We start from the raw sequence: 22,216 nt of genomic DNA on the forward strand, positions 1-22,216 counted from the left end.
CCCCGGGCCCCCGACTCCGGCCCCGGCCCCGGTCTCCGGCCTGTGACCGCCGGTCCCGGTCTCTGGTCCCCGGCCCCTGCCTCCGGCCACCGACCCTGGCTCCTGACCTCCGGCACCGCCCGGCGCCGCCATCGTTCGACCGGCCAGCAGTGGTCACCACCCGGGACTGACCTTCGCAGCCGATGACGGGACGTCATCGCCCTGTCAGGAACCCGTGCCGGCCGAGTTCCTGGCGACACCGGAGCCGTACTGCGGCGCCGGTACCGTCGGTGCGTGACGTGGTGGCGCCCGGTGATCGCCGGTATCGGTACGGTGCTCCTGCTGGGCGTGGTGGTGCTCGTCGGGCGGACGCACGGTGTCCCCGGCGTCGGGGACCTGCAGGCCACCATGGCCGGCGCCGGTCTCTGGGCGCCGGCATTGTTCGTCGCGCTGCAGGCGTCCATGACCATCGCTCCGGTCCCGCGCACCGTGTTCACCCTGTCGGCCGGATTGTTGTTCGGGTCCGCAGTCGGCCTCGTACTGACCCTGCTGGCCACGGTGCTGGCCGCGCTGCTCGCGTTCTGGCTGGTCCGGGTGACCGGCGGGCGCCTGGTCGAACGGTACGCCCGCGGCGGGGTGGTCGAGTGGGTACGGCGGCGCCTCGACCACCACGGGACGCTCGCCGTCGCCTCCCTGCGGCTCGTGCCGATGGTGCCGTTCTCCGTGCTGAACTACCTGGCCGGGCTGTCCGCGGTGCGGTTCGTGCCCTACGTCGTGGGCACGGTGGTCGGGATCCTCCCGGGCACGGTCGCCATCGTCGTCCTCGGCGACGCCGTGACGGGGCAGCCCTCACCGGCGCTGATCGCCGTCTCGGCGGTGTGCGGGCTCATCGGGCTGACCGGAGTCGTGGCGGCAGCCCGGCGGCCGGTGCCGGAGAGCGCGGCGGGGGACGTCGAGCCGGAGTCGGGGGCACGCTGAGTGTCGCTGTTCGGGTAACGCTGACCGGGAACGAGATCCTGGTCGGAGTGCCGGCGGTGGGATTCGAACCCACACTGACGGGTTCCTAGGACCCGGGCCTCTGCCGTTGGGCTACGCCGGCTCGGCGATTACGTCCACACCACGTCTTCGTGATCGAGTGGCAGTTCGGGCACAGAATACGGAGGTTCTCCAACCGGTTGTCCGTGTGGTCTCCGTGATGTGGTCGAGGTGCAAGGGTAGTGGGCTCCCGCGCCACTCGCGGAGGCCGCATTCGGCGCACTCCGGCTTCACCAGGACTGCGGTGATGGGTCCTTGCCGTGATGCCGAAGCGATCCGATATGTCGAGTTGGCGACGAGAATCTGTTTCAGTGCGATCGATGTCGGCGTGGCGGTGCGCTCGCTCATTCAGCGGGTCCTGGTGAAGTGCGATGTGTCCGGGTCGCGTGTCCGGATGTAGCCGACGATCATCCGGTCTACGCCGCCGTTCGGTGGGTAGCCCGGGCGACGGCTCGCCTCGGAGATCGAATGGCTCGGTCGGACCGCTTCCGCGAGATCGGAGTCGGCCCCGACGGCGGCCACGAGTTGCTCGTCGTCCAGCTCCGGGCGCGGGGCATGCCCTGATCATGTCGAACGTGTGTTCGACACGATCAGGCTGTCCACGGCGTTCAGACCTTGAGATCCCGCCGCAGCTTCGCCACGTGCCCGGTGGCCCGCACGTTGTACTGGGCCTCCGCGACCTTTCCTTCGGCGTCGACGAGGAAGGTCGACCGGATCACGCCGGTGACCGTCTTGCCGTACATCTGCTTCTCGCCGAAGGCGCCCCACGCCGTGAGCACCTCCTTGTCCGGGTCGGACAGCAACGGGAACGTCAGGCCCTCGGCGTCGCGGAACTTCGCGAGCTTGGCCGGCTTGTCGGGGGAGATGCCGAGGACGTCGATGCCGGCCTGGCCGAGCTCGGCGAGGTTGTCGCGGAAGTCGCAGGCCTGCTTCGTGCAGCCGGGGGTGCTCGCGGCCGGGTAGAAGTAGACGATCACTTTGCGGCCCCGGTAGTCGGCCAGCGAGACCGGCTTGCCGTCGGCGTCGGGGAGGGTGAAGTCGGGCGCGGGGTCGCCCGCCGAGAGTCGGTCGCTCATCCCGCGATCGTCCCAGTTCGCACCGGGGACGGCGCACCGGCCACCCGACCGCGCGGCTGACCGGACGCCCCGGTCCGGAGTGATCTACGGTGTGGCACGACCCAGTGAGCGCAGGTACACCGACCGGCACCGAGGAGAAGTCGTGGCGCGTGACCCCGAGACCATCCAGCGTGAGATCGAACGGACCAGGGACGCGCTCGCCGAGAGCCTGGACGCCCTGACCGACCGGGCCCACCCCAAGCACCTGGTCGAGAGCGGCAGGCAGCAGGTCCAGGCCAAGCTGGACGACCCGCGGATCCGGTACGCCCTGATCGGCCTGGGCGCGCTGATCGCATTCGGGCTGCTCCGCAAGCTCTTCCGCTGATCCGCCGGGCTGCGGTCAGCCCAGCGACTCGGCGGTGCTGAGCGCCTCGGCGCGGTTCGCCCCGTTCGCGACGAGTGCGCGGTAGCGGGCGACGAGCCGGGCGGCGCCGAAGCCGACGACGGCGACGAGCCGGTCGCCCGCGAGGTAGCCGACGACGGTGCCCTTGACGGCGCCGCCGCTCAGGCCCGACCCGTGCAGCGCCAGCGTCGAGTCCGCCAGTTCGGGGCGCCCGATCAGCTGGATCTTCAGCCCGAACTGGTCGGACCAGAAGTACGGCACGGTGGGCGGCGGCGGCTCGGCCCCGGCGATCGCGCAGGCCACGACCGCCGCCTGGTCGGTCGCGTTCGTCCAGTGCTCGGTGCGGCGCGGCCCGCCGTGCTCGGCGTCGTCCCAGGCGGCGATGTCGCCGACCGCCCACACGCCCTCGAGCCCGCGGACCCGCCCACTGTCGTCGCACACCAGCCCGTTGCTCAGGTCGAGGCCCGTGTCGGCCAGCCAGCCGAGCCGCGGCTGCCCGCCGACGCCCACGATCGCGACGTCGGCGTCGATCCGGGTGCCGTCCACCAGCTCGACGGCGACCGCGCCGGGATCGTCGGCGTCGAGGAAGCGGGCCAGCCGGGCCCCGGTCCGCAGTGTGACCCCGCCCTCGGTGATCAGCCGCCCGCACAGGGCGCCGACCTCGTCACCCAGTATCCGGGTGAAGGGCACCGGTAGCGCTTCGATCACGGTGACGTGCAGCCCGCGGCTCTTCGCGGTGCTCGCCACCTCGGCCCCGATGAACCCGCCCCCGACGACCAGCAGCGACCCGGCCTTCTCCAGCGCCTCGCGCAGGGCCAGGGCGTCCTCGACCGAACGCAGCGTGTGCAGATGGTCCGGCTGGCCGGGGAGCCGGCGTGCGACGACCCCGGTGGCGATCACGATGGCGTCGGCGTGCAGCGTGGACCCGTCGGACAGCTCGACCTCGCCGGGGCGCAGCGCCACCGCGCGCGTTCCGAGGTACGTACGTACGGCGAGCTCGTCGAGGCCCTCGCGGCCCCGGAGCACGATGCGCTCGGGCTCCCAGTCGCCGGCCAGCAGCTGCTTGGACAACGGCGGCCGATCGTAGGGCGGGTGCGGCTCCTCGCCGACGAGGCTGATCCGGCCCTCGAAGCCGGCGGCGCGCAGTTGCTCGGCGGTCCGCAACCCGCCCAGACCGGCGCCGATGATCAGCACATGCTGCGGCTGGCCGTTCACCGAGCCGTTCTCCCGCGAGAGCACGCCGTCGAACCCCTTTCCCGTCGGGCCCGCGCCCGAGTTCCGGCCCATCTTGACCGATGTCCGACTCGGCACACTCGCAGGCACCCCGCTCGGCGGGCCCGATCACGGACCGCGCCCGGCGACCCGACGGTGTTCGCTCAGCCCGTCCGGGTCTCCGGGTCGAGCCGGTTGCGCAGTCGGTCCAGGGTCTGGGCGAGCAGCCGGGAGACGTGCATCTGGGAGATGCCCACCTGGTCGGCGATCTGGGTCTGGGTCATGTTGCCGAAGAAGCGCAGCATCACGATCGTCCGCTCGCGCGGAGCGAGCTCGGCCAGCACGGGACGCAGCGCCTGCCGGTAGTCCACCCGATCGAGCTCGGCGTCGGCCGCGCCGACGAGCTCGCCGACGGTCGCGCTGCCCTGTTCGGAGGAGAGCATCTCGTCCAGCGAGGAGCTGCGGTACGCCTCGGCGGCCTCCAGGCCTTCCAGGACGTCGGCGACCGGCACTCCGAGCTGCTCGGCGATCTCGCTGGGCCGCGGCGCGCGGCCGAGGCGCTGCGACAGCTCCGACACCACGCCGTTGATCGAGACGTGCATGTCCTTGAGTCGCCGCGGCACCCGCATCGACCAGCCCTGATCGCGGAAGTGCCGGCGCACCTCGCCGCTGATGGTCGGCACGGCGAAGGAGAAGAAGTCGCTGCCCTTCTCCGGGGAGAACCGGTCGACGGCATTGATCAGCCCGACGGTGGCCACCTGCACCAGGTCGTCCAGGGGCTCCCCACGGTGCGCGAACCGGCGCGCGATGTGCTGAGCGATCGGCAGGTAGCCCGTCACCAGCTGGTCGCGCAGCGCCTCGCGGCGGGGGTCGTCCGCCGGGAGGGCCGAATACTCCTCGAGCAGCGGGACGAGATGGCCGTACTCGGGATCCGTTCCGGTCACCGGGTCGGGACGCCGGCGCGCTTGTCGAGCACGATTCCGACGGTGGCATGGCCGTCCGCGCCGGGTAAGTGCTGGACCGCGACCTCGTCGGCCAGGGTCTGCAGGACCCGCCAGCCGAAGGTGTCGGTGGACACGGTGGTGCCCGCGGTGGCCTCCACCTCCGCGTGCACCTGGATGCGTTCGGGCAGCACCTGGAAGGTGCACCGCAGATGGGAGCCGGGCGCGGCGACGTCGACGAGCGTCGCGCACGCCTCGTCGACCGCCATCCGGAGGTCGGAGATGGCGTCGAGGTCGAAGTCGGCGCGTGCGGCGAGGTCGGAGGCGACGGCGCGGATGGTCGGAATGAACGAGGCACGGGCCGTCGTCCGGACCTCCACGATGGACGAGCCGCCCACCGTGGTCGCCGAGCCGGCAGAGTCCTTATCGGACACGCGGACGCTTCTCCTTCCGTCGGGTCACCCCGGTCTGGTCACCCATCTTGCTACCTGATCGAGGGCGGATCAATTCGACGGCCGGCCGGGTTCGCCGAGGACGTCGTCCACCGTCGTGTGCATCTCGAACAGCTGGTCGGATCCGGTGACCTCGAGCGGCCGGGTGACCGCGCGAGCCGTGGCCACGAGGTGCAGCGGACGGCCCTGATCCGTCGCCCGGTGGGCGGCTCGGATGAGCACCGCCAGGCCGCTCGAGGCGAGGAACGACACGTGGGTCAGGTCGACCACGGCGGTGCCGGCGGCATCGTCGTCCAGCAGTTGGGTGAGGTCGTCGGCGAGCTGCGGAGCGGTGAGGGTGTCCACCTCTCCGCCAACGGCCAGCACGACGACGCCGCCCCGGGGTCGGAGCAGTCGCGTCTCGAGGTCTCGTCCGGCTCGGCCGGACGGGTCTCGCGGCGGGGCAGGGTCGAGCAGCGTTGTCACCTCCAGCAACGAACCTGGTGGACACGGGGGCGCGCCGGGCACGGCATGATCGGCGACGGTGGGCGCCGCCTGGGTCGATGCGGCTGGTGTCTCAACCGCGTGCCTCTGACCTTATCCCCGTGGCCGCGTTCTGCGGTGACCCGGCCCGCCGGCCCCTCCGAACGTCGGGGGTGGGGCACCCCAGGCCCGACTAGGCTGGACGGGTGGTGAGTTCCGATCCGGGAACCGGCGTGATCGCCGGCGCGATCTCCGGTGCCGAGGTGTCTGCCACCCCCGCCGACCTGCCACAGGTACTGCACGGCGCCCCGGCGGCGGTCCTGATGATCGATCGCGATCTGCGGCAGGTGGTCTACGCCAACGGCACGGCCACGGAGCTGACCGGTGACCGGGTCCGGCTGCCCGTCGACATCGACGACTGGAGCGACGCGGCGGGGCTGACGGACCTCGGTGGCAGGCGGATGAGGGAGACGAGTTCGCCGCTCTCGCTGGTCGCGGCCGGGATTCCGGTCGCCGGTGAGCCGGTGGCGGTGCACGACGCGGCCCGCCGTGGGTCCACCGCGACCACCGAGCAGCGCGAGGCGAGCGAGGGCCGGCTGCTGTGGGTGACCGGGTTCAACCTGACGGACGCGTCCGACGGTGCCGCTGTTCCGGGGCCGCTGCGGTCCCGCGCGCTCGTGGTGTTCCTGCAGTTGTCCGGGACCGAGCACGGCGACCGGCGGCGGCTCGAGGTGCTGCGCGATCGTGCCGTGGTGGCGACCGACATGTCGTTCACCATCACCGACCCCCGCCAACCGGACGATCCGCTGATCTGGGTCAACCCGTCGTTCACCCGGCTGACGGGCTACGACCTCGACGAGGTGGTCGGGCGGAACTGCCGGTTCCTGCAGGGCCCGAACACCGACCGTGGTGCGGTGGCACGCATCGTCGCGGCGCTGCGGGCGCAGGAGCCGATCACCGAGGTGCTGCTGAACTACCGCCGGGACGGCACCGCGTTCTGGAACCAGGTGTCGATCTCGCCCGTGATGGACGGCGCGGGCGAGATCGTGAACTTCGTCGGTGTGCAGAACGACGTCACCGAGCGGGTGCTCGTCGAACAGGAACGCCGCGCGGCGCTGGCCGACGCCGAGGAGGCCCGCAGCCAGCTGCGGCTGCTCGCCGAGGCGACGACCCAGATGACCGAGGCGCTCGACGTCGCCGACGCGTGCGCGCGGCTCGCCCGCATCGTCGTGCCGCAGTTGGCTGACCTGTGCGCGGTGGATCTGCTCGACCGTCCCGGCTCAGGTACGCCGCAGCGGGTCGCGGTCGCGGCCCGAGACCCCGACGACGAGGGCCGGCTGCAGGAGTTCAGCCTGGTACGCGACCACCGGATCGGGTCGGGCGGCACCGGCGACACGCCGGCGGGGGACCAGCCGGTGCTGTTCTCCGAGCTGCCCGAACGCGGGGTGGACCGGCATCCCGGTGACGCGATGGCGGCGAGCGCCTACGACGAGTTGCGGTTGCGCTCGGCGATGGTGGTCCCGGTGCGGGCCCGCGGCCGGGTGCTCGGCACGCTGACCCTGCTCACCCAGCACCCGTACGGCCGCCGTTACGGCTCGCGTGACCTGCACCTGGCCACCGATCTGGCCGGCCGCGCCGGCCTGACGGTCGACAACGCGCGGCTGTACGAGGTGGAGCACGCCGCCGCGGCGACCCTGCAGCGCAGCCTGCTGCCCGAGGTCCCGGAGGTCACCGGCCTGCAGGTCGCGGCCCGGTACCTCGTCGGCGCGGACGGCAACCAGGTCGGCGGAGACTGGTACGACGTGCTGCCGCTGCCCGACGGGGCGGTGGGTATCGCCGTGGGCGACGTCGTCGGCCACGATCTCGCCGCCGCCGCCGCGATGGGCCAGTTGCGTGGTGTGCTGCGCTCCTACGCCTGGGACGGCGGTCGGCCCGGTTCCGTGCTGGACCGCTGCGATCAGCTCGTGCAGGGCCTCGAGATGGCTGCGATGGCCACGGCGGTCTATGCCCGGATCGAGCCGCCGGACGCCGCGGGGAACCGGCTGATGCGCTACGCCAACGCCGGGCACCCGAGCCCGCTGCTGCTGACCCGTTCCGGCGAGCTGATCCGGCTCGACGAGCACCGCTCGCCGATGATCGGCGCCGTCCCCACGCTGGGCCGGGTCGCCGGGCCGGGACGCACCGAGGCTGGGCTCAGTGCTCCGCCGGGCTCGCTGCTGCTGCTGTACACCGACGGGCTGACCGACGTCGCCGGCGAGGACGCCGACGAGCGGACCGACCTGCTGGAGCGCACGCTGGCCGGGCTGCCGCCCGACTCGGACGCCGAGACGGTGGTGGAACAGATGCTCACCGCGTGCATTCCCAGCCCGTTGCGGGACGACGTCGCGCTGCTCGCAGTGCGTCTCGTCGACTGACGGCCGCCCGGCTCGCTCCCGGCGCCCGGTGTCGCGCGGGTACCGGGGCACCGGCTACCTCGAACGGGGTAACCGGCGATCTGATCAAGCCGCCCGCTCACGGATCATGAGCGGCCGTTCGTCGTATCGCGCTCCGTCAGCTGGACTGCACGGGCGTGACCCGGTTAGGTCGTGTCACGTCTAAGCCGCTGCAGCGACAGAGCGACAGTCGGCGTCAAGGGGGACGACATATGGTCGCGGTTCCGGAGATCGGGGTGTCCGGACCTTTCGTTCCTCGTACAACCGAAGGTTCCCACGTGCCGGTGCCCACCCGGCTGGTCGCGATCGCGGTGAGCCCCATGGAGCTCCTGCGGCCCGAATCCGATCTGGCTCGGCTGGTGCGGGGGGCCGGCCAGGTCGACTTGCTCACGGCGTGCGAGGACGGTCCGGTCGGCGCCGAGCGGACCGTGACCAGCTATCTGGACTACCCCGACTACGACGACGAGGACGAGGACGAGGTCTCCTCCGGCGACGACCCGGATGAACTGCTGTGGCTGCCGGCGCACGCGGAGCCGGTCGACGAGGTGCGGTCGGCTGTCGCCCGGCTCGACCTGCCCGACCTGCGGTTGCACCGCCTCGGTCTGCGGTCGCCGCTCGGTCCCGGCACGGAGCCCGACCTGGTCGCGGCGCTCAGCGAGCTCGTCGGGTTCGATCCCGAGCCTGGCGTCTACTGCCTGGCTCCGGCGTCGGCTCCCGGAGATCCGAACAGGTCCGTCGTGGTCCGGGCCGCGCAGCGGATCGCGCGGGTGTACGGATTGCCCATGCTGCGATACCGCTGCCTCGCCCTGTCGGTCGTCGCCGACCCGCCCTGACCGCCCGCGGCCGAGACAGCGGTGCGCGGGCAAGGTCTGCGATCTTGACGCAGCTCAGCCTTGCCTGATATGGCCGGTCTCACGCGCAGTGGTGATTCGGCACCGAAACCGCGGGGTACGCGTCGGACACAGGCAAGGCACGTGGCCGTCCCGTGTGGACCGGCCGTCGCCGACGACGATCCCGAGGAGTGACGCAATCATGGCCGAACCCATCCCCAGCACTCTCGACGACCAGGCCCGCGACATCACCGGCGCGGTTTTGCAGGCGACGCTGGTGGATCTGATCGATCTCTCCCTGGTCGCCAAGCAGGCGCACTGGAACCTGGTCGGCCGCCAGTTCCACGACGTCCACCTGCACCTCGACGAGCTCGTGGACCTCGCCCGCAAGTACACCGACGAGGTGGCCGAGCGCGCCGCCGCGATCGGGTTCTCGCCCGACGGCCGGACCGGGACCGTCGCGAAGGAGAGCGGCATCCCCGCCTTCCCGAGCGGCTGGGTGAAGGACCGTGACGTCATCAAGCAGATCTTCGAAGCGGTCGACACCGCGGTCCGCCGGGTGCGCCCGCGCATCGAGGAGACCGAGAAGACCGACCTGGTGACCCAGGACCTGATGATCGAGATCGTCCGCCAGCTCGAGGAGGCGCGGTGGATGTGGCAGGCCCAGAACGCCGGCTACGAGTCGGACAAGCCCGCCTTCTGACACGTCCGACACGGCGAAGGGGCGGTCCGTGGCGGACCGCCCCTTCGCCGTGCTCGCGACGATGTCACTCCATGGTCACGCCATGGCCGGCGCCTCCCGTGGCCCCCGACACCACGGGAGGCGCTGAAGATCTCAGCTCGCTGCGGCCATCCCACCGCGCTCGACGACCCGGTGCTCGGCCTCGCGGCGCTCCAGGATGACCCGGCGCTCGGCCTCGGCCAGCCCGCCCCACACCCCGAACGGCTCGCGGGTCTGAAGCGCGAACTCGCGGCACTGCTCGATCACGGGGCAGCGTCTGCAGACCTCCTTGGCCTGCGCCGTGCGGCGTGCGCGGGAGGGGTTGCGCTCTCCGTCCGGGTGGAAGAACACGGCGCTGTCCATGCCACGGCAGGAACCCAGCCGCTGCCACTGCCAGGCGTGATCCATCGGTCCAGGGAGTCGGGAAACGTCGCTCATCGCGGGCCCACCTCGTTCTCGTTCCGTTCGCTCCGACAGCGTGTGCCGGGCTGTTGAGGTGCTTCTTCCCGCCCGCTTCGAACGCCAAACCCGCCCCGGATGGCGTGAGCCCGCAAGATGTGCTCAGGGCGGTGAGGCCCTGCGTGGGCTCGGTGGCGGGGTGCCGGACCGGATCTCTCCGGGAGGGGGCAGGCCCGGGCTCCGACGTGCCACGCCGAGCCGTGGTCGACGCCATCGTCGCTGGTCAGCAATTCTGCGCGTGCTGTCGATGCCCCGTCCGGCGCCGGGCCGGACGATCGCCGCGCCGGCTCCGGGCGCTCCCGGGCCCGACGGCTCGGGCCGGATGAGGGTACGAAAAAGCCCGCAGAAAGTGTTCCATGTCACATTTCTGCGGGCCGAGTGATGCCGATGAGAAGGGCTGAACGACCTGGCCCTTCGGTCAGGTGGCCTCCAAGGCCTGCTCGACCGTGTCGTGGATGTCGAACATCGGGATGAGCCCGGCGATCGTCAGCGGTCGCAGGACCCGGCGACCGGTGCAGGCGAGCCGCAGCTCCACCCCGGCCTTGTGCGCCGCCTCCCGGACCTCGATCAGCACCGCGAGGCCGCTGGTGCCGAGGAACGTGACGGAGTCGAGGCTGAGCACGACCAGCTCGATGCCCGCGCCCTCGTCGAGCTTCGCCAGTACCACGCCACGCAGCTGCGGCGAGGTGAGCATGTCGACCTCGCCGCCGACCTCGATGACGGCCTGGCCGGGCGCCGGCGTCGTGACCGTGACGGTGATCTGGTCGTCCACGTCACCGCCCCGGCGGATCGACGACGGATCGGTGGGGGAGGACTCGCGTGTGTCGGGCATCGTCGACACCGTAAGGCCACCGGGACTCCGGTGCCACTCGAATCGCGCCGACCTCACACCAGCCGGTGTCCGCCGTCCGGTGTGCGGACCGTCCGGCCGGTGCGTGCGAGCAGTTCGAGCAGCGGCACGGCGACCCGGCGGGTGGTGTTCAGGGCCTGTCGCGCCGTGCTCAGGGTGAACTCGGGTCCGAGCCCGGCGAGCACCTCCACGGCGCGGTCGTCGGCCCCGGGCAGCAGCACGACGCCGTCCGCGATGCGCATCAGCTCACCCGTCCGCACCAGGGATGCGAGCTGCTTGGGCCCGAGCTGCAGTTCGGCCAGCCGGCCGGCTTCCGGGGCGGCGAAGGGATCGCGGAGCAGATCGGCGCGCAACACCTCGAGGGCGTCCTGCACGGCGGCCGGCAGGCCGGCCGCCGCCGAGCGCGCGACTCGGCCGTCGCGCAGCACCAGCTCGGTTCCGCTCCCACCCGCCGCGTGCCGCAGCACGGCCTCGACCAGCCGGGACTCCGGCAGCCCGAGAGCCCGGCGGGCCGCCTCGACGGGCAGGCCGGGGTCGAGCGGGTCGGCCTCGTCGTGCGCGGCGACCGCGGCGGTGAGCTGCGCGGCCAGCTCACCGGCCCGCTCGGGGGCGATCACCCACCCCGCCGCGGCCGGGTACCCGGATTGCACCAGCACGTCGACGTCCCGGGCCGGAACGCCCATCGCGACCAGTTCCGCACGGCGCGCCACCCCGCGACGGGCCAGCTCGCCGGCGGCGTCCGCCGTGCCGTCCATGCCGGCCAGCTCGGCGGCCCGGCGCGCCGCTGCGCCGCGGCGCCGCAGCTCGGGTGGGCGGACGTCGAGCACGGTCAGACCGGCCGCGACCTGGCGGCGGCCGGGGTCGCGCAGCACCGCACGGTCGGAGATCCGCAGCGGCAGCGGATGGCGCAGCCGCAACCGGACGGTGTCCGGACCCAGCGGCCGGACCCGGGCCGCGACGGCGGCCGACCCGACGTGCAGAGACAGCTCCTCGGGCAAATCGGCCGGGTCCGGAGCACCGCCACGCACCCCGTGCAGGCGGGCGTCGATGAGGTCGGTGGACAGCCACGCACCGGGAGTGAGCAGCAGATCGCCCCGGGCCACCGCCTCCCGGGGCACGCCGCGCAGGTTGACCGCGACACGGGCGACTCCGCGCACCTCGTCGGTGGGTGCGCCCAGACTCTGCAACCCGCGGACGGTGACCCGGCGGGCGGGGCCGCCGGCGGAGGCCAGCTCCAGTTCGTCGTCGATGCGGATCCGTCCCGCGGCCAGGGTTCCGGTGGCGACGGTTCCCGCGCCCCGGATGGTGAACGCACGGTCGACCCAGAGCCGGACGTCGGCGGCCGGGTCGGGGGTGGGCAGGCCGGCGACGAGCTCGCCCAGCGCCGTGCGCAGCTCGTCCATCCCGGCGCCGGTGGCCGCGGACACGCAGACCGCTGGGATCCGGTGCAGACCCGTGCCCGCCAGGTGTTCGAGGGCCTCGTCCCGGGCCAGTTCGGGATCGAGCAGGTCACTGCGGGTGATGACGAGCAGCCCGTCGCGTACTCCGAGTGCTTCGAGCGCGTCGAGATGCTCGGCGGACTGCGGCATCCAGCCCTCGTCCGCGGCGACGACCAGCAGCACCACCGGCACCGGGCCGACCCCGGCCAGCATCGTGGTGACGAACCGCTCGTGGCCCGGGACGTCGACGAAGGCGACGGTGCGGCCCTCCGGCAATGTGGTCCAGGCGAACCCCAGGTCGATGGTCATCCCACGGCGGCGTTCCTCGGCCCACCGATCCGGCTCCATCCCGGTGAGGGCCCGGACCAGGGTGGACTTGCCGTGGTCGACATGGCCGGCGGTGGCGATCACCTGCATATGCGCTCCGCGCTCATGAGTGGATGACGCCGTTCTGGCAATTGTTGCCGCGCGCGGGCGCGACGGCGCGGACGGCGGCGGCCAGTGTCGCGTCGGCCTCCGGGGGCAGCGCCCGCAGGTCGAGCAGGCAGCGGCCGTGCTCCAGGCGCCCGAGCACCGCCGGATCGCCCGAACGCAGCGCCGCGGCGTAACGCTCGGGCAGCGCGACGGCCGCGCTGGGCAGGGTGACCCCGGGCGCACCGCCCCCGCCGACGGTGGCCGCGGACTCGACCGCCTCGGCCTCGACGCCGTGCCCGGCCAGCAGTGCGGCGAGTCGTCGAGCCCGGGCACGCAGGTCTGCCGGATCGGCGTCGAGCGCGGTTCGGGTGGGCGGGACCGGGCCGCGCAGGGTCGCCTCGAACGCGGCCAACGTCAGCTTGTCGACCCGCATGGCGCGGGCCAGCGGGTGTCGGCGGATCCGCTGGACCAGTTCGGCGCCCACCCCCGGCGCGCCCAGCAGCAAGCCGGCTTGCGGGCCGCCGAGCAGCTTGTCACCCGACGCCGTGACCAGCGTGGCGCCGGCCGCCAGCGTGCTCGCCGCATCGGGCTCGCCGGGCAGCAGCGGGTGCGGCGCGAGCAGTCCGGAACCGATGTCGGCGACGACCGGGGCCCCCAGACCGGTCAGGGCGGGGATGTCCACGGCGCGGGTGAATCCGCTGACCAGGAAGTTCGACGGGTGCACCTTGAGGATGAACGCCGTGTCCGGCCCGATCGCGTCGGCGTAGTCGGCGGGATGGACGCGGTTGGTGGTGCCCACCTCGCGCAGTCGGGCACCGGTGGAGGTGAGCAGGTCGGGGATCCGGAACCCGTCACCGATCTCGACCAGCTCACCGCGGGCGATGACGATCTCTCGCCCGGCGGCGAGCGCGGTGGCGACGAGCGCGAGCGCGGCGGCGCCGTTGTTGGCCAGGTGGGCGGCCCCGGCGCCGGGCACGGCGGCGAGCAGCGCCTCGATCGCGCCGTGCCCGCGCCGGCCCCGCCCGCCGGTGGTCAGATCCAGCTCGACGTCGCAGGTGCCCGCGGCCAGGGACAGCGCCTCGCGAGCGGCCGCGGACAGCGGAGCCCGCCCCAGGTTCGTGTGCAACAGGACACCGGTCGCGTTCAGGACCGGACGCAGGCCGGCCGCGGTGGCGGGCAGCGCGTCCAGGACCGCGCCGGGCACCGCTTCCGGGGTGATCTCACCGCGCCGCGCGCGTTGCTGGGCCGCGACCACGGCCCGCTTGACGAGCTCGCGACCGAGGCGCTCGACGGCCTCGGCGATGCGCGGCTCGGCCAGCACGACGTCCGTGCGCGGCACCCGTCGCCGCGGATCGGTCGCCGGGCCGGTCACGGCGCTCTCCTCGCTGGGTCCCGCCTTCCTCACGACCGCACCCTACGGCGCAGCTCGTGCTGCGACGACCTAGTACTCCAGCCGCAGTTCGTTAGGTATGTCGTTCGCGTCGGCGGTAGTGGGCTTGGCGGGCTCGGTGTTGGTGTCGTCGTCGCCAGGTTGACCAGGCCCATTGCAGGGTCTGGGTGGGGATGTGGGTCAGAGGTGCCAGGAGACGTCGGATCTCGGCGAGGGTGAGCGGGATGAGGCCGCTGCCAGGTCTTTTGGGGCGATGGCCGCGGTGACGGAGAGGTAGGCGTGGGCGAGTAGGGCGAGGGTGATGTGCCGGTACCAGGCGTCGTAGCGGCGGACCTGGTACTGGTCGAGTCCGACCTCGTTCTTCGCGGTCTGGAAGCATTCCTCGATCGCCCAGCGGGTGCCGGCGACCCGGATGAGGTCGTCGTCGGTGGTGCCGGGCGGTCCGGCGCACAGGTAGTAGGCCAACTCGGGCTCGACCCCGGCCTCGACCTGGTTGTCGGTGAGGATCTGGCGACGCACCAGCAACCAGCGGCCCCACCCGGCCGGGGCGTTCTCGGGCGGATACAGCGAGGCCACGGCCCAGTCGTAGAACCGCTCACCCTTCACACCCGGACCGGCTGAGCGGCGCTTCCACGCCTGCTCCGGGGCCCGGGCGACCAGATCGTCCGCCCGTCGCGAGCCGCCGATCTGGGAGATGTCGGCGTCCAGGGACAACGGGATGGACTGATTGCGGGGAACCGCGACGACGTAGCCGATCCGGCGCTGCTCGCACCAGGAGCGGAACGTGTAGTCCTGCCCGTATGCCTCATCCGCCGCTACAAAGGCCGCCGGAACTCCGGCATCGAGGGCGCGGCCGAGCATGTCCTTGGCCAGGGCGGTCTTCGTGGCGAAATCGACCTCGTCGGGCACCGCCGCCTCTCGGCAGCGTTCCCGATCCGAGGTCCAGGACTTGGGCAGGTAGAGCTCGCGGTCGATCAGGGTGCGGCCCTTGCCGGTGGCGTAGGCCAAAAACACCCCGAGCTGGCAGTTCTCCACCCGCCCCGCGGTACCCGAGTACTGACGCTGCACCCCGGCGGACTTGACGCCCTTCTTCAGGAACCCGGTCTCATCGACGATCAGCACCCCGCCCGGCTCGCCGAGGTACTCCACGACGTAGTCCCGCACATCGTCGCGGACCCCGTCGGCATCCCAGCTCGCGGCGTTGAGCAGCCGCTGCATCCCGTCCGGAGTCCCGTCGCCGGCCACCTCGGCCAGCGTCCAGCCGTTCTTGCCCGCCAGCGGCGCCAACAACCCACGCACATACGCCCGCGCCCGACGCCTCGGCTCCGCACGAAAGAACCGACCCGCCACCAGCCCGAACAACCCGTCCAGGCCACCGGCCCACGCCTCGAGATCCTCCGCCGACTCCACAAGATCGAACCCTATCGGAAGATCACCTAACGAAGTGCGGCTGGAGTACTAGATGCCCGCCGGGGCGGTGTCGGAGTGGCGGGCCCCGTTGGCGGCGGGCCGGGGCCGGGCGACCGGCATGCCGCCGGGCGGGGTGGCGGCAGGTCCGGGCTCGACCGTTCCCGGCGCGGCCTGACCAGCGGCGCCCGCCGGGTCCGGCGCCGGCCCCTCCTGCGGGCGACCCGGCGCCGCGCTCTCCGTCGGACCGGACCGGGGGACCGGGATGACCAGGCGTTGCTGCGGCGCGCCGGGCTCGTCCGCCGGCTCGGTCCGGTCCTGCAGACCGGCGCCCAGGAGCGCATGCAACCGTGCCAGCTCGCTGCGTACGCCGTCACGCAGGGCACTCAGCCGCTGCAGCTCGCGCTCGTCGCGTTCGTGGAGCCGGCCGGCCCGCCCGCGCGCCTCGGCGAGCAGGGCCTCGGCCTCCTGGTGGGCGGTGTCGCGGATCCGGGCGGCCTCCTCGGCCGCCGCCCCCAGTCGTTCCGCGAGCTGCTGCTCACGTTCCTGCAACTGGCTCTCGCGGCGGGCCGCCTCCTGCTCCAGCTCCTCCGCGCGGGCCGCCAGGTCGGCGCGCACCTGCTCGTGCAGCCGGCCCACCTCGTCGTGGGCCTGCTCCAGCAGGGCCCGGCTCTCCTCGGCCGCCCGCGCCCGGACGTCGGCCGCCTCGTGCTCGGCCAGCCGAAGGATCTTCTCGGCCCGGAAGCCGAAGCTCTCGGCCACCGGAGCGGCCTCGGTACGGGCGGCCCGCAGTTCGTTCTCGGTGGCCACGGCGTGCTGCTCGGCCATGGCGCGGGCGGCCTCGGCCGCGACGCAGCGCTCGCGCAGCGCGGCGATCTCGGCGTCGACCTGGTCGCGGTCGTATCCACGGCGGACGACGTCGAAACGGGGCACGGGCGGCGGGCTCGGCAGGTGCGGGGGGCTCGCGGTCACGTGTCGTAGCGTCCGTCCCGGACGGGTGGTCCTCAAAATCCGTCACCGGGTTCGTCGCCGGGCGGGGCGGTTGCTGCGATCGGCGGCTTCACGGTGCGCCCGGCCCTCCTCGTGGCGCCGTGCGACCCCGCGCCGGGCCCACCCACCATCCCGCCCCGCCGCGATCAAGGGCGGAGGGGGGCTCTTGGAGATCATCAGGCCCCCTTCCGCCCTTGATCAGCGTTGGGTGGCGGCGGGTCAGCAGGCGTTGCCGGACGCCCCGGAGAAGCCGGGCTGGTCCCCGCCCGCCGGGTTCGCCTCGAGGACCACCTCCGGTGAGCGGTCCTCGGACTCGATCAGCCAGGCGCAGGTGTACGGGTCCGGCGACATGATGGCGTTGCGGGTGACGATCGACGAAGCACCCTGAACCAGGGTGAACGGCCCGGTGCCCCAGGGACCGGGCTCATCGATCACTCACCAGTGGCCTTCGCCGGAGCCGAACTTCTGGTACCCGAAGCCAGGCGCGTCCGGGCCCTTCCAGAACGCGGTCGACGCGATGTGGAACCCGCGCATCTTGCCGACGGCGAGCCCGTCGGGGCCGGGAAAACGGAATCGGATGGTGTGGTCGTCGACGACCTCGGCGGTCGACTCCGGTGGGAAGTTCAGCCAGGTGCCCGGCGGGTGCGGGGCAGCCCAGCGTTGCATCTCGTCGAAGTTGAGCTTGATGTTGTGGGCGGTGAACGGCTCGCCGTCCTGGAAGGCGACCCCCTTGCGGAGCCTCAGTTCCAGGGTCCGCTCGTCGGGCCACTCGGCCGATTCGGCGAGCGCGAACACGGTGCGGCCGTCCTGATCGATCCGGATGGGCTCCTCCATCGTGTTCCAGGTGATGAAGAGCCAGTTGAGCGGCGACGGGTCGACGATGTTGATCGTTCCGACCGGCGCCGGGACCGCTGCTGTCACGTGCACCCCCGGCGTTTCTGTGGCGTAGGTCACCGACGGCTCGACGCTGACGAGGAACCCCGGCAGCGGCAACCGTGCGCCCGGACAGCTCCGGTCGCGGCCGTCGTAGGCTCGGGTGGTGTCCGCGGAACCCACGACCCGGCGCCTGACGCAGTTCAGCCACGGCGCCGGTTGAGCGTGCAAGCTCGCCCCCGGCGAGCTCGCGCAGGTCCTGCGCACCCTCACCCCCACCGAGCATCCGGACCTCCTGGTCGGCACCGAGACCGGTGACGACGCCGCCGTCTGGCGGTTGGGTGCCGACCGGGCGCTGGTGGCCACCACCGACTTCCTGACCCCTGTGGTCGACGACCCGCGGACCTGGGGCCGGATCGCGGCGATGAACGCGGTGTCCGACGTCTACGCGATGGGCGGGCGGCCGCTGTTCGCGCTGAACCTGGTGGCCTGGCCGTCGTCGGAACTGCCGACGGCGATGCTGGGCGAGGTGCTGGCCGGTGGCGCGGACATCGGCCGGGACTGCGGCTTCGCCGTCGTCGGCGGGCATTCGGTCGACGATCCCGAACCGAAGTACGGGCTGGCCGTGGTCGGAGAGGTGCACCCGGATCGCATCCTCACCAACGCCGGTCTGCGCGACGGCGACGCGCTGGTGCTCACCAAGCGCCTCGGGATCGGGATCGCCACCACGGCGATCAAGGCCGGGACCGCGCCGGAGCCGGTCGTCGCCGAGGCGGTGGCGTCGATGACGGCGAGCAACGCCGCCGCGTCGGTCGCCGCGGTGGCCGCCGGCGCGACCGGCTGCACCGACGTCACCGGGTTCGGGCTGCTCGGCCACCTGTCGAAGATGGCCGCCGCGTCGGGAGTGGACGCCGGGATCGACGTGGCCTCGGTCCCGATGCTGCCCGGCGTCCGGGAGATCGCTGAGCGCGGCACGGTGCCCGGCGGCAGCAGGCGCAACCGGGACTGGACCGCCCCGGTGGTCGACGCGAACGGGTTCGGCGAGCTGGACGTGCTGCTGCTCGCCGACGCCCAGACCTCCGGCGGGCTCCTGTTCGGTGCAGCACCGGACCGCGCGGCCGCGGCCGTGGCCGCGCTGACCGCCCAGGGCGTCCCAGCGGCGGTGATCGGCGCGGTCCGCACCGGCACCGGCCGCATCACGCTGCACTGAGCGAGGCAGGGCCCGCACCGGGCGGGCCGATGATCAGCAGCTCAGGGACATGAGCGGCATGTGCCGGGCATGCCCCGCGAGCGCCGTTCATGATCGGCGGACCCGTCGCCGCTCGGTGTGCCAGGTGCCGGCGAGCGCGTCTCAGCCGCCGCCCCAGATGTCCTCCAGGAAACGGTCGGCGCTGCGCAGGCCGGAGAGCCAGGCCTGCGCATCCGCGGCGGACGCCCCGGTCTTGTGCTGGAAGATCCGGGTGAACGCGGCGCGCACGGCGGGGGCCATGGTCGACGCGTTGCCGCACACGAGCACGACCGCGCCCTGCTGCAGCAGTGCCCAGACCTTGTCGCCGCTGTCCTGCAGGGCGTCCTGGACGTAGCGGCGCGGTTCGTGCGCCGACCGGGAGAACGCGGTCTCCACGCGGACGACACCCTGCTTCTCGAAGTCGCGCAGCTCCTCGGCGTAGAGCTGGTCGGCCTCGGGAGTGCGGCAGCCGAAGAACAGCAACGAGCTCGCGACGGGCACGCCCCGCTCGCGCAGCGCGGCGCGCTCCTGGAGGAAACCGCGGAACGGCGCCAGTCCGGTGCCCGCCCCGACCATGACCATCGGAAGGTGCGGGTTGTCGGGCGGCCGGAACGGGATCGTCGGCTCGCGCACGAACACGAACACCGTGCTGGAGTCGGGGCTGAGGCTCAGGTGGGTGGAGCAGACCCCCCGGAAGTGGCCGACCCCGGACCGGGCCGGTGCCTGCAGGACCCCGATCGTGATGCTGCAGACATCCGGGCTGATCATCGGCGAGGACGAGATCGAGTAGTACCGGGGCCGCAGTGGCGGCAGCAGGTCGAGGTACACCTCGAACGGCACCGCGCACGCCGGGAACTGCTCGAGCAGGTCCAGGACCGACCGGTTCGGTTCGAAGACCTGTTCCCGGTAGCGAGCCCGGGACTGCTCGTCGTCCCCGGTCAACGACTCGAGAGCGGCTCGCGTGTCGGGATCGTCGGTGTAGGTGGCGAGCGTCTCGATGTCGTCGCGGCCGGCGACGTCCTGCAGCTCGACGCAGCTACCCAGTACGCCCAGGATCGGGGTCGGCTCGTCGATCGGCAGATGGGTGTGACGCCCGGAGTTGGGGATGATCGTCGCGTACTGCCCGGCGTCGAGCGTGAAGCGCCGCATCACGCGGCCGATCAGGTCGATGTTGTTGCGCGGCAGTACGCCGAGGTGGTCGCCGGCGCGGTAGGTGACGCCGGCCGGCAGCGCGATCTCCAGGTGGCGGGTGGACCGGCCGGCCGGGTCCAGGCCGTTGCCGTGCAGCAGCTCGCGGTTGACCCGGATCTGGGCGGGTTGCGCCCGGTAGGACACGATCACCGGGTTGGCCAGCTGCCGGTTGACCAGCGACACGGACAGCCGGGGCCCGGTGGCCGCGGGTTCGGCGGCGCTCGCGGGCAGGTCGAGCGCGGCGGCGACGTCGGCCCAGAGGCCGGTGTGCCAGGCGCGGTACTGCGCGTCGAAGTCGCCCTGCGCGTTGCCCCCGCCACGCGGGTGGATCCGCCTGCCGCCGTGCGCCTCGAGCTCGGTGTCGAGCAGGGTGGGCACGGCCTGGTAGGTCGCGCCCCAGTCGGTGTTGCCGCATCCGAACACGGTGTAGCCGACCCCCTCGCACGCCTGCGGGCCGGTCGCGTCCGCGCGCAGCCAACCGCAGAACGCGGTGGCGTTGTCCGGCGGCGTGCCGTTGTAGGACGAGCACACCAGCACGGTCGCGCCGTCGCCGGGCAGGTCGTCGACGTGGTCGTCGAGCGCGCCGAGCGTCACGGCGTACCCGCGCTCGGTGCCCTCCCGGGCCAGCCGGGTCGCGATCCCCTCGGCGGTGCCGAGGTTCGACCCGAACAACACGTGCAGCGGTGTGCCGTGCCGGTTCGCCGTCGGCACCGGTCCTGCCGCGGGCACCGCCTGCTCGGCCCGCGCGGCGGGCGGGGCCACGGCGACCGGACGGTCGATCGGGCGGCCGGGGCGCCGCCGGACCTGGATCCGCATGTCGTCCGGCTTGATCGTCAGGGTGGTCTTCGTCCTCAACCGGTAGTCGAGGTGGTCGATGAACTCGAAGCGCTGCAGGAGCATCCCGAGCACCAGCACCGCCTCCTGCAGGGCGAACTGCCGCCCGATGCAGGCCCGCTGGCCGGTGCCGAACGGTTTGTACGCGTGCGGCGGCAGGGCCGCCTTGCGCTCCAAGGCCATCCGGTCGGGATCGAACTCCTCGGCGTCCGGGCCCCACACGCTCGGATCGCGGTGCAGCATCAGGCTGAGCACCGTCACCGGGGTGCCCTTACCGATCGCATACCGCCCGCCGATCACCGTGTCCTGCAGCGGGGCGCGGTTGAACCCGGGTGCGGTCGGCCAGAGCCGCAGGGTCTCGTCGAGGATCTGGGCGACGTAGGCCAGCCGGTGCACCTGCTCGTAGGTCGGGCGCGCGGTGGCGCCGAGCACCTCGTCGACCTCGGCCCGGGCCCGCTCGGCGACGCCGGGGTTCTTCATCAGGTAGTAGAGGGCGAAGGAGAGCAGGCCGCTCGTGGTCTCGTGCCCGGCGACCAGGAAGGTGACGCACTGGGCCCGGATGTTCTCGTCCGGCAGGCGCTCGCCGGACTGCCTGTCCACGCCGGTGAGCATCCGGCCGAGCAGGTCGCCGGTGTCGCCCGCGTCGCCCTGGGCGCGGCGCTCCCGGACGAGGTCGTCGACCACGCCCGCCATGAACGCCTGGTCCTCCTCCGACTGGCGCTGCGCCCGGAGCCGAAGCCGGGTCTGGATGGGGAGCTCGCGAGCCCGGGTCTGCGCCTCCTCCAGGTTGCGGATCATCGCGGCGACGAACGGGTGCTGGGTGTCGCGGTAGAACGAGTTGAACCGGTAGCCGAAGCCGCACAGCGCGATCGTGTCGAGCGTCAGCCGGGTCATGTCCGCGGGGACGTCGACCTCCTCGCCCGGGTTGAGCCGCTCCCACTTGTCCATCAGCTGTCCGGCGATGTCCTGCATCATCGGCATGTAGTCCCGCATCGACTGCAGACTGAACGGCGAGAGCAGGATGTTGTGGGCCCGGTGCCACAGCGGGTCGTCCGTGTCGGCGGTGAACAGCCCGGTCCCGATGGGGCCACTGCGCAGGTTCTTCAGTCCCCCGCCGACGAGCTTGTCGAAGCGGGTGTCGTCGCACACCTCGGCGGCGAGGTCGGCGCCGGAGACGACCAGGCGCGCGCCGCCCGGGATGCTCAGTCTGAAGATCGGCCCGTACTCCCGGGCCATCCTCATCATGCTCTCCATCGGATGGGCGCTGTCGATGTCGAGGATGTTGCCGAGCAGTGGCAGCCCCCGTGGTCCGGGGAGATCATCGATGCCGATGGGTGCATTCATGGGGTCGCTCCTCTCGGTCGGTGAATCAGCAGAGCGGTGCTCATCAGCGCCACCCAGGCCGGGAACACCAGCAGGATCGCGGGGTGGAATGTCGTACTGACCAGCAGGAACGTCGCAGCGAGGTAGCTGAGCACGGCCACCCACCGCGGCAGCACCCCGGCCGCGCGGGCCAACCCGGTGGTCGTGATCATGTACATCCCGGCCGCTCGGACGCCGTAGACGAAGACCATCGCGTAGCCGGCGGCGGCCAGTGCCCTGGCCACGTCGGGCGGGGG

The 22,216-nt window shown here is 72.6% G+C and carries 20 protein-coding genes, 1 tRNA gene and 1 pseudogene; 6 read left to right on the plus strand and 16 right to left on the minus strand.

Annotated features, from left to right (window positions below):
• Positions 1-273 precede the first annotated feature (273 nt).
• Positions 274-957: a TVP38/TMEM64 family protein gene (locus tag HF519_RS22385; RefSeq protein ID WP_169414963.1), complete on the plus strand. Its 684-nt coding sequence runs from the start codon at positions 274-276 to the stop codon at positions 955-957.
• Positions 958-1,005: 48 nt separating this feature from the next.
• Here HF519_RS22385 and HF519_RS22390 read toward each other — a convergent pair.
• Both HF519_RS22390 and bcp read right to left on the minus strand, forming a co-directional pair.
• Positions 1,006-1,078, minus strand: a tRNA-Leu gene (locus tag HF519_RS22390).
• A gap of 544 nt (positions 1,079-1,622) precedes the next feature.
• Entirely contained in the window at positions 1,623-2,090 is a 468-nt protein-coding gene (bcp, locus tag HF519_RS22395; protein ID WP_169414964.1) for a thioredoxin-dependent thiol peroxidase, read from the minus strand.
• A gap of 142 nt (positions 2,091-2,232) precedes the next feature.
• Between bcp and HF519_RS31690 the strand changes: the two genes are divergently transcribed.
• On the plus strand, positions 2,233-2,454 hold the full coding sequence (locus HF519_RS31690) for a DUF3618 domain-containing protein (protein WP_169414965.1): 222 nt from the start codon (positions 2,233-2,235) through the stop codon (positions 2,452-2,454).
• Positions 2,455-2,469: 15 nt separating this feature from the next.
• Here the strand turns inward: HF519_RS31690 and HF519_RS22405 are convergent, their stop codons facing one another.
• The 4 genes from HF519_RS22405 to HF519_RS22420 form a co-directional block, all read right to left on the minus strand.
• The gene (locus HF519_RS22405; protein ID WP_169414966.1) at positions 2,470-3,759 is read right to left on the minus strand and encodes an NAD(P)/FAD-dependent oxidoreductase; all 1,290 of its coding nucleotides are present in this window, start codon (positions 3,757-3,759) and stop codon (positions 2,470-2,472) included.
• Positions 3,760-3,848: 89 nt separating this feature from the next.
• On the minus strand, positions 3,849-4,628 hold the full coding sequence (locus HF519_RS22410; RefSeq protein ID WP_169414967.1) for a SigB/SigF/SigG family RNA polymerase sigma factor: 780 nt from the start codon (positions 4,626-4,628) through the stop codon (positions 3,849-3,851).
• Complete coding sequence (locus HF519_RS22415; RefSeq protein ID WP_312860282.1) at positions 4,625-5,059, minus strand: ATP-binding protein; 435 nt, start codon at positions 5,057-5,059, stop codon at positions 4,625-4,627. Before HF519_RS22415 ends, HF519_RS22410 begins: the two co-directional genes overlap by 4 nt.
• Before the next feature lie 69 nt (positions 5,060-5,128).
• On the minus strand, positions 5,129-5,584 hold the full coding sequence (locus HF519_RS22420) for an STAS domain-containing protein (RefSeq protein WP_312860283.1): 456 nt from the start codon (positions 5,582-5,584) through the stop codon (positions 5,129-5,131).
• Positions 5,585-5,745: 161 nt separating this feature from the next.
• On the opposite strand from HF519_RS22420, the gene HF519_RS22425 reads away from it, so the two are divergent.
• From HF519_RS22425 to HF519_RS22435, 3 genes are all read left to right on the plus strand, one after another.
• Positions 5,746-7,953: a SpoIIE family protein phosphatase gene (locus HF519_RS22425; protein WP_169414969.1), complete on the plus strand. Its 2,208-nt coding sequence runs from the start codon at positions 5,746-5,748 to the stop codon at positions 7,951-7,953.
• Between the two features lie 296 nt (positions 7,954-8,249).
• A complete protein-coding gene (locus tag HF519_RS22430; RefSeq protein ID WP_169414970.1) occupies positions 8,250-8,804 on the plus strand; it encodes a hypothetical protein in 555 nt (184 codons plus the stop codon).
• 196 nt (positions 8,805-9,000) lie between these two features.
• Entirely contained in the window at positions 9,001-9,504 is a 504-nt protein-coding gene (locus HF519_RS22435) for a Dps family protein (protein ID WP_169414981.1), read from the plus strand.
• 132 nt (positions 9,505-9,636) lie between these two features.
• On the opposite strand, the gene HF519_RS22440 is transcribed toward HF519_RS22435, so the two are convergent.
• From HF519_RS22440 to HF519_RS33030, 8 genes are all read right to left on the minus strand, one after another.
• The gene (locus HF519_RS22440) at positions 9,637-9,960 is read right to left on the minus strand and encodes a WhiB family transcriptional regulator (protein WP_169414971.1); all 324 of its coding nucleotides are present in this window, start codon (positions 9,958-9,960) and stop codon (positions 9,637-9,639) included.
• A gap of 439 nt (positions 9,961-10,399) precedes the next feature.
• Entirely contained in the window at positions 10,400-10,813 is a 414-nt protein-coding gene (locus HF519_RS22445; RefSeq protein WP_169414972.1) for an STAS domain-containing protein, read from the minus strand.
• Positions 10,814-10,866: 53 nt separating this feature from the next.
• Positions 10,867-12,687, minus strand: a complete 1,821-nt coding sequence (selB, locus tag HF519_RS22450; RefSeq protein ID WP_169414973.1) for a selenocysteine-specific translation elongation factor — start codon at positions 12,685-12,687, stop codon at positions 10,867-10,869.
• A 13-nt stretch (positions 12,688-12,700) separates the two neighbouring features.
• Entirely contained in the window at positions 12,701-14,089 is a 1,389-nt protein-coding gene (gene selA / locus HF519_RS22455; RefSeq protein ID WP_169414974.1) for an L-seryl-tRNA(Sec) selenium transferase, read from the minus strand.
• Positions 14,090-14,254: 165 nt separating this feature from the next.
• Entirely contained in the window at positions 14,255-15,499 is a 1,245-nt protein-coding gene (locus tag HF519_RS22460) for an IS701 family transposase (RefSeq protein ID WP_438826431.1), read from the minus strand.
• A 33-nt stretch (positions 15,500-15,532) separates the two neighbouring features.
• Positions 15,533-16,453, minus strand: coding sequence for a coiled-coil domain-containing protein (locus HF519_RS22465; RefSeq protein ID WP_169414975.1), 921 nt, complete (start codon positions 16,451-16,453; stop codon positions 15,533-15,535).
• Between the two features lie 237 nt (positions 16,454-16,690).
• Positions 16,691-16,906 carry a hypothetical protein gene (locus HF519_RS22470; protein WP_169414976.1) on the minus strand — a complete coding sequence of 72 codons (216 nt, stop codon included), beginning with the start codon at positions 16,904-16,906 and terminating at the stop codon, positions 16,691-16,693.
• Positions 16,907-17,527, minus strand: coding sequence for an ABC transporter substrate-binding protein (locus HF519_RS33030; protein WP_211170429.1), 621 nt, complete (start codon positions 17,525-17,527; stop codon positions 16,907-16,909).
• Between HF519_RS33030 and selD the strand changes: the two genes are divergently transcribed.
• Complete coding sequence (selD, locus tag HF519_RS22480) at positions 17,511-18,554, plus strand: selenide, water dikinase SelD (protein WP_169414977.1); 1,044 nt, start codon at positions 17,511-17,513, stop codon at positions 18,552-18,554. The two genes, HF519_RS33030 and selD, sit on opposite strands and share 17 nt — an antisense overlap.
• A gap of 141 nt (positions 18,555-18,695) precedes the next feature.
• Here selD and HF519_RS22485 read toward each other — a convergent pair whose 3' ends face one another.
• Positions 18,696-21,941 (minus strand): bifunctional cytochrome P450/NADPH--P450 reductase, encoded by a 3,246-nt coding sequence (locus HF519_RS22485; protein ID WP_169414978.1) that lies wholly within the window; start codon positions 21,939-21,941, stop codon positions 18,696-18,698.
• A pseudogene (locus HF519_RS22490) lies at positions 21,938-22,216 on the minus strand (hypothetical protein); the annotation flags it as partial. The pseudogene HF519_RS22490 and the gene HF519_RS22485, both read right to left, overlap by 4 nt.

The organism is Pseudonocardia bannensis, assembly GCF_012911875.1.
GTDB classification, from domain to species: domain Bacteria; phylum Actinomycetota; class Actinomycetes; order Mycobacteriales; family Pseudonocardiaceae; genus Pseudonocardia; species Pseudonocardia bannensis.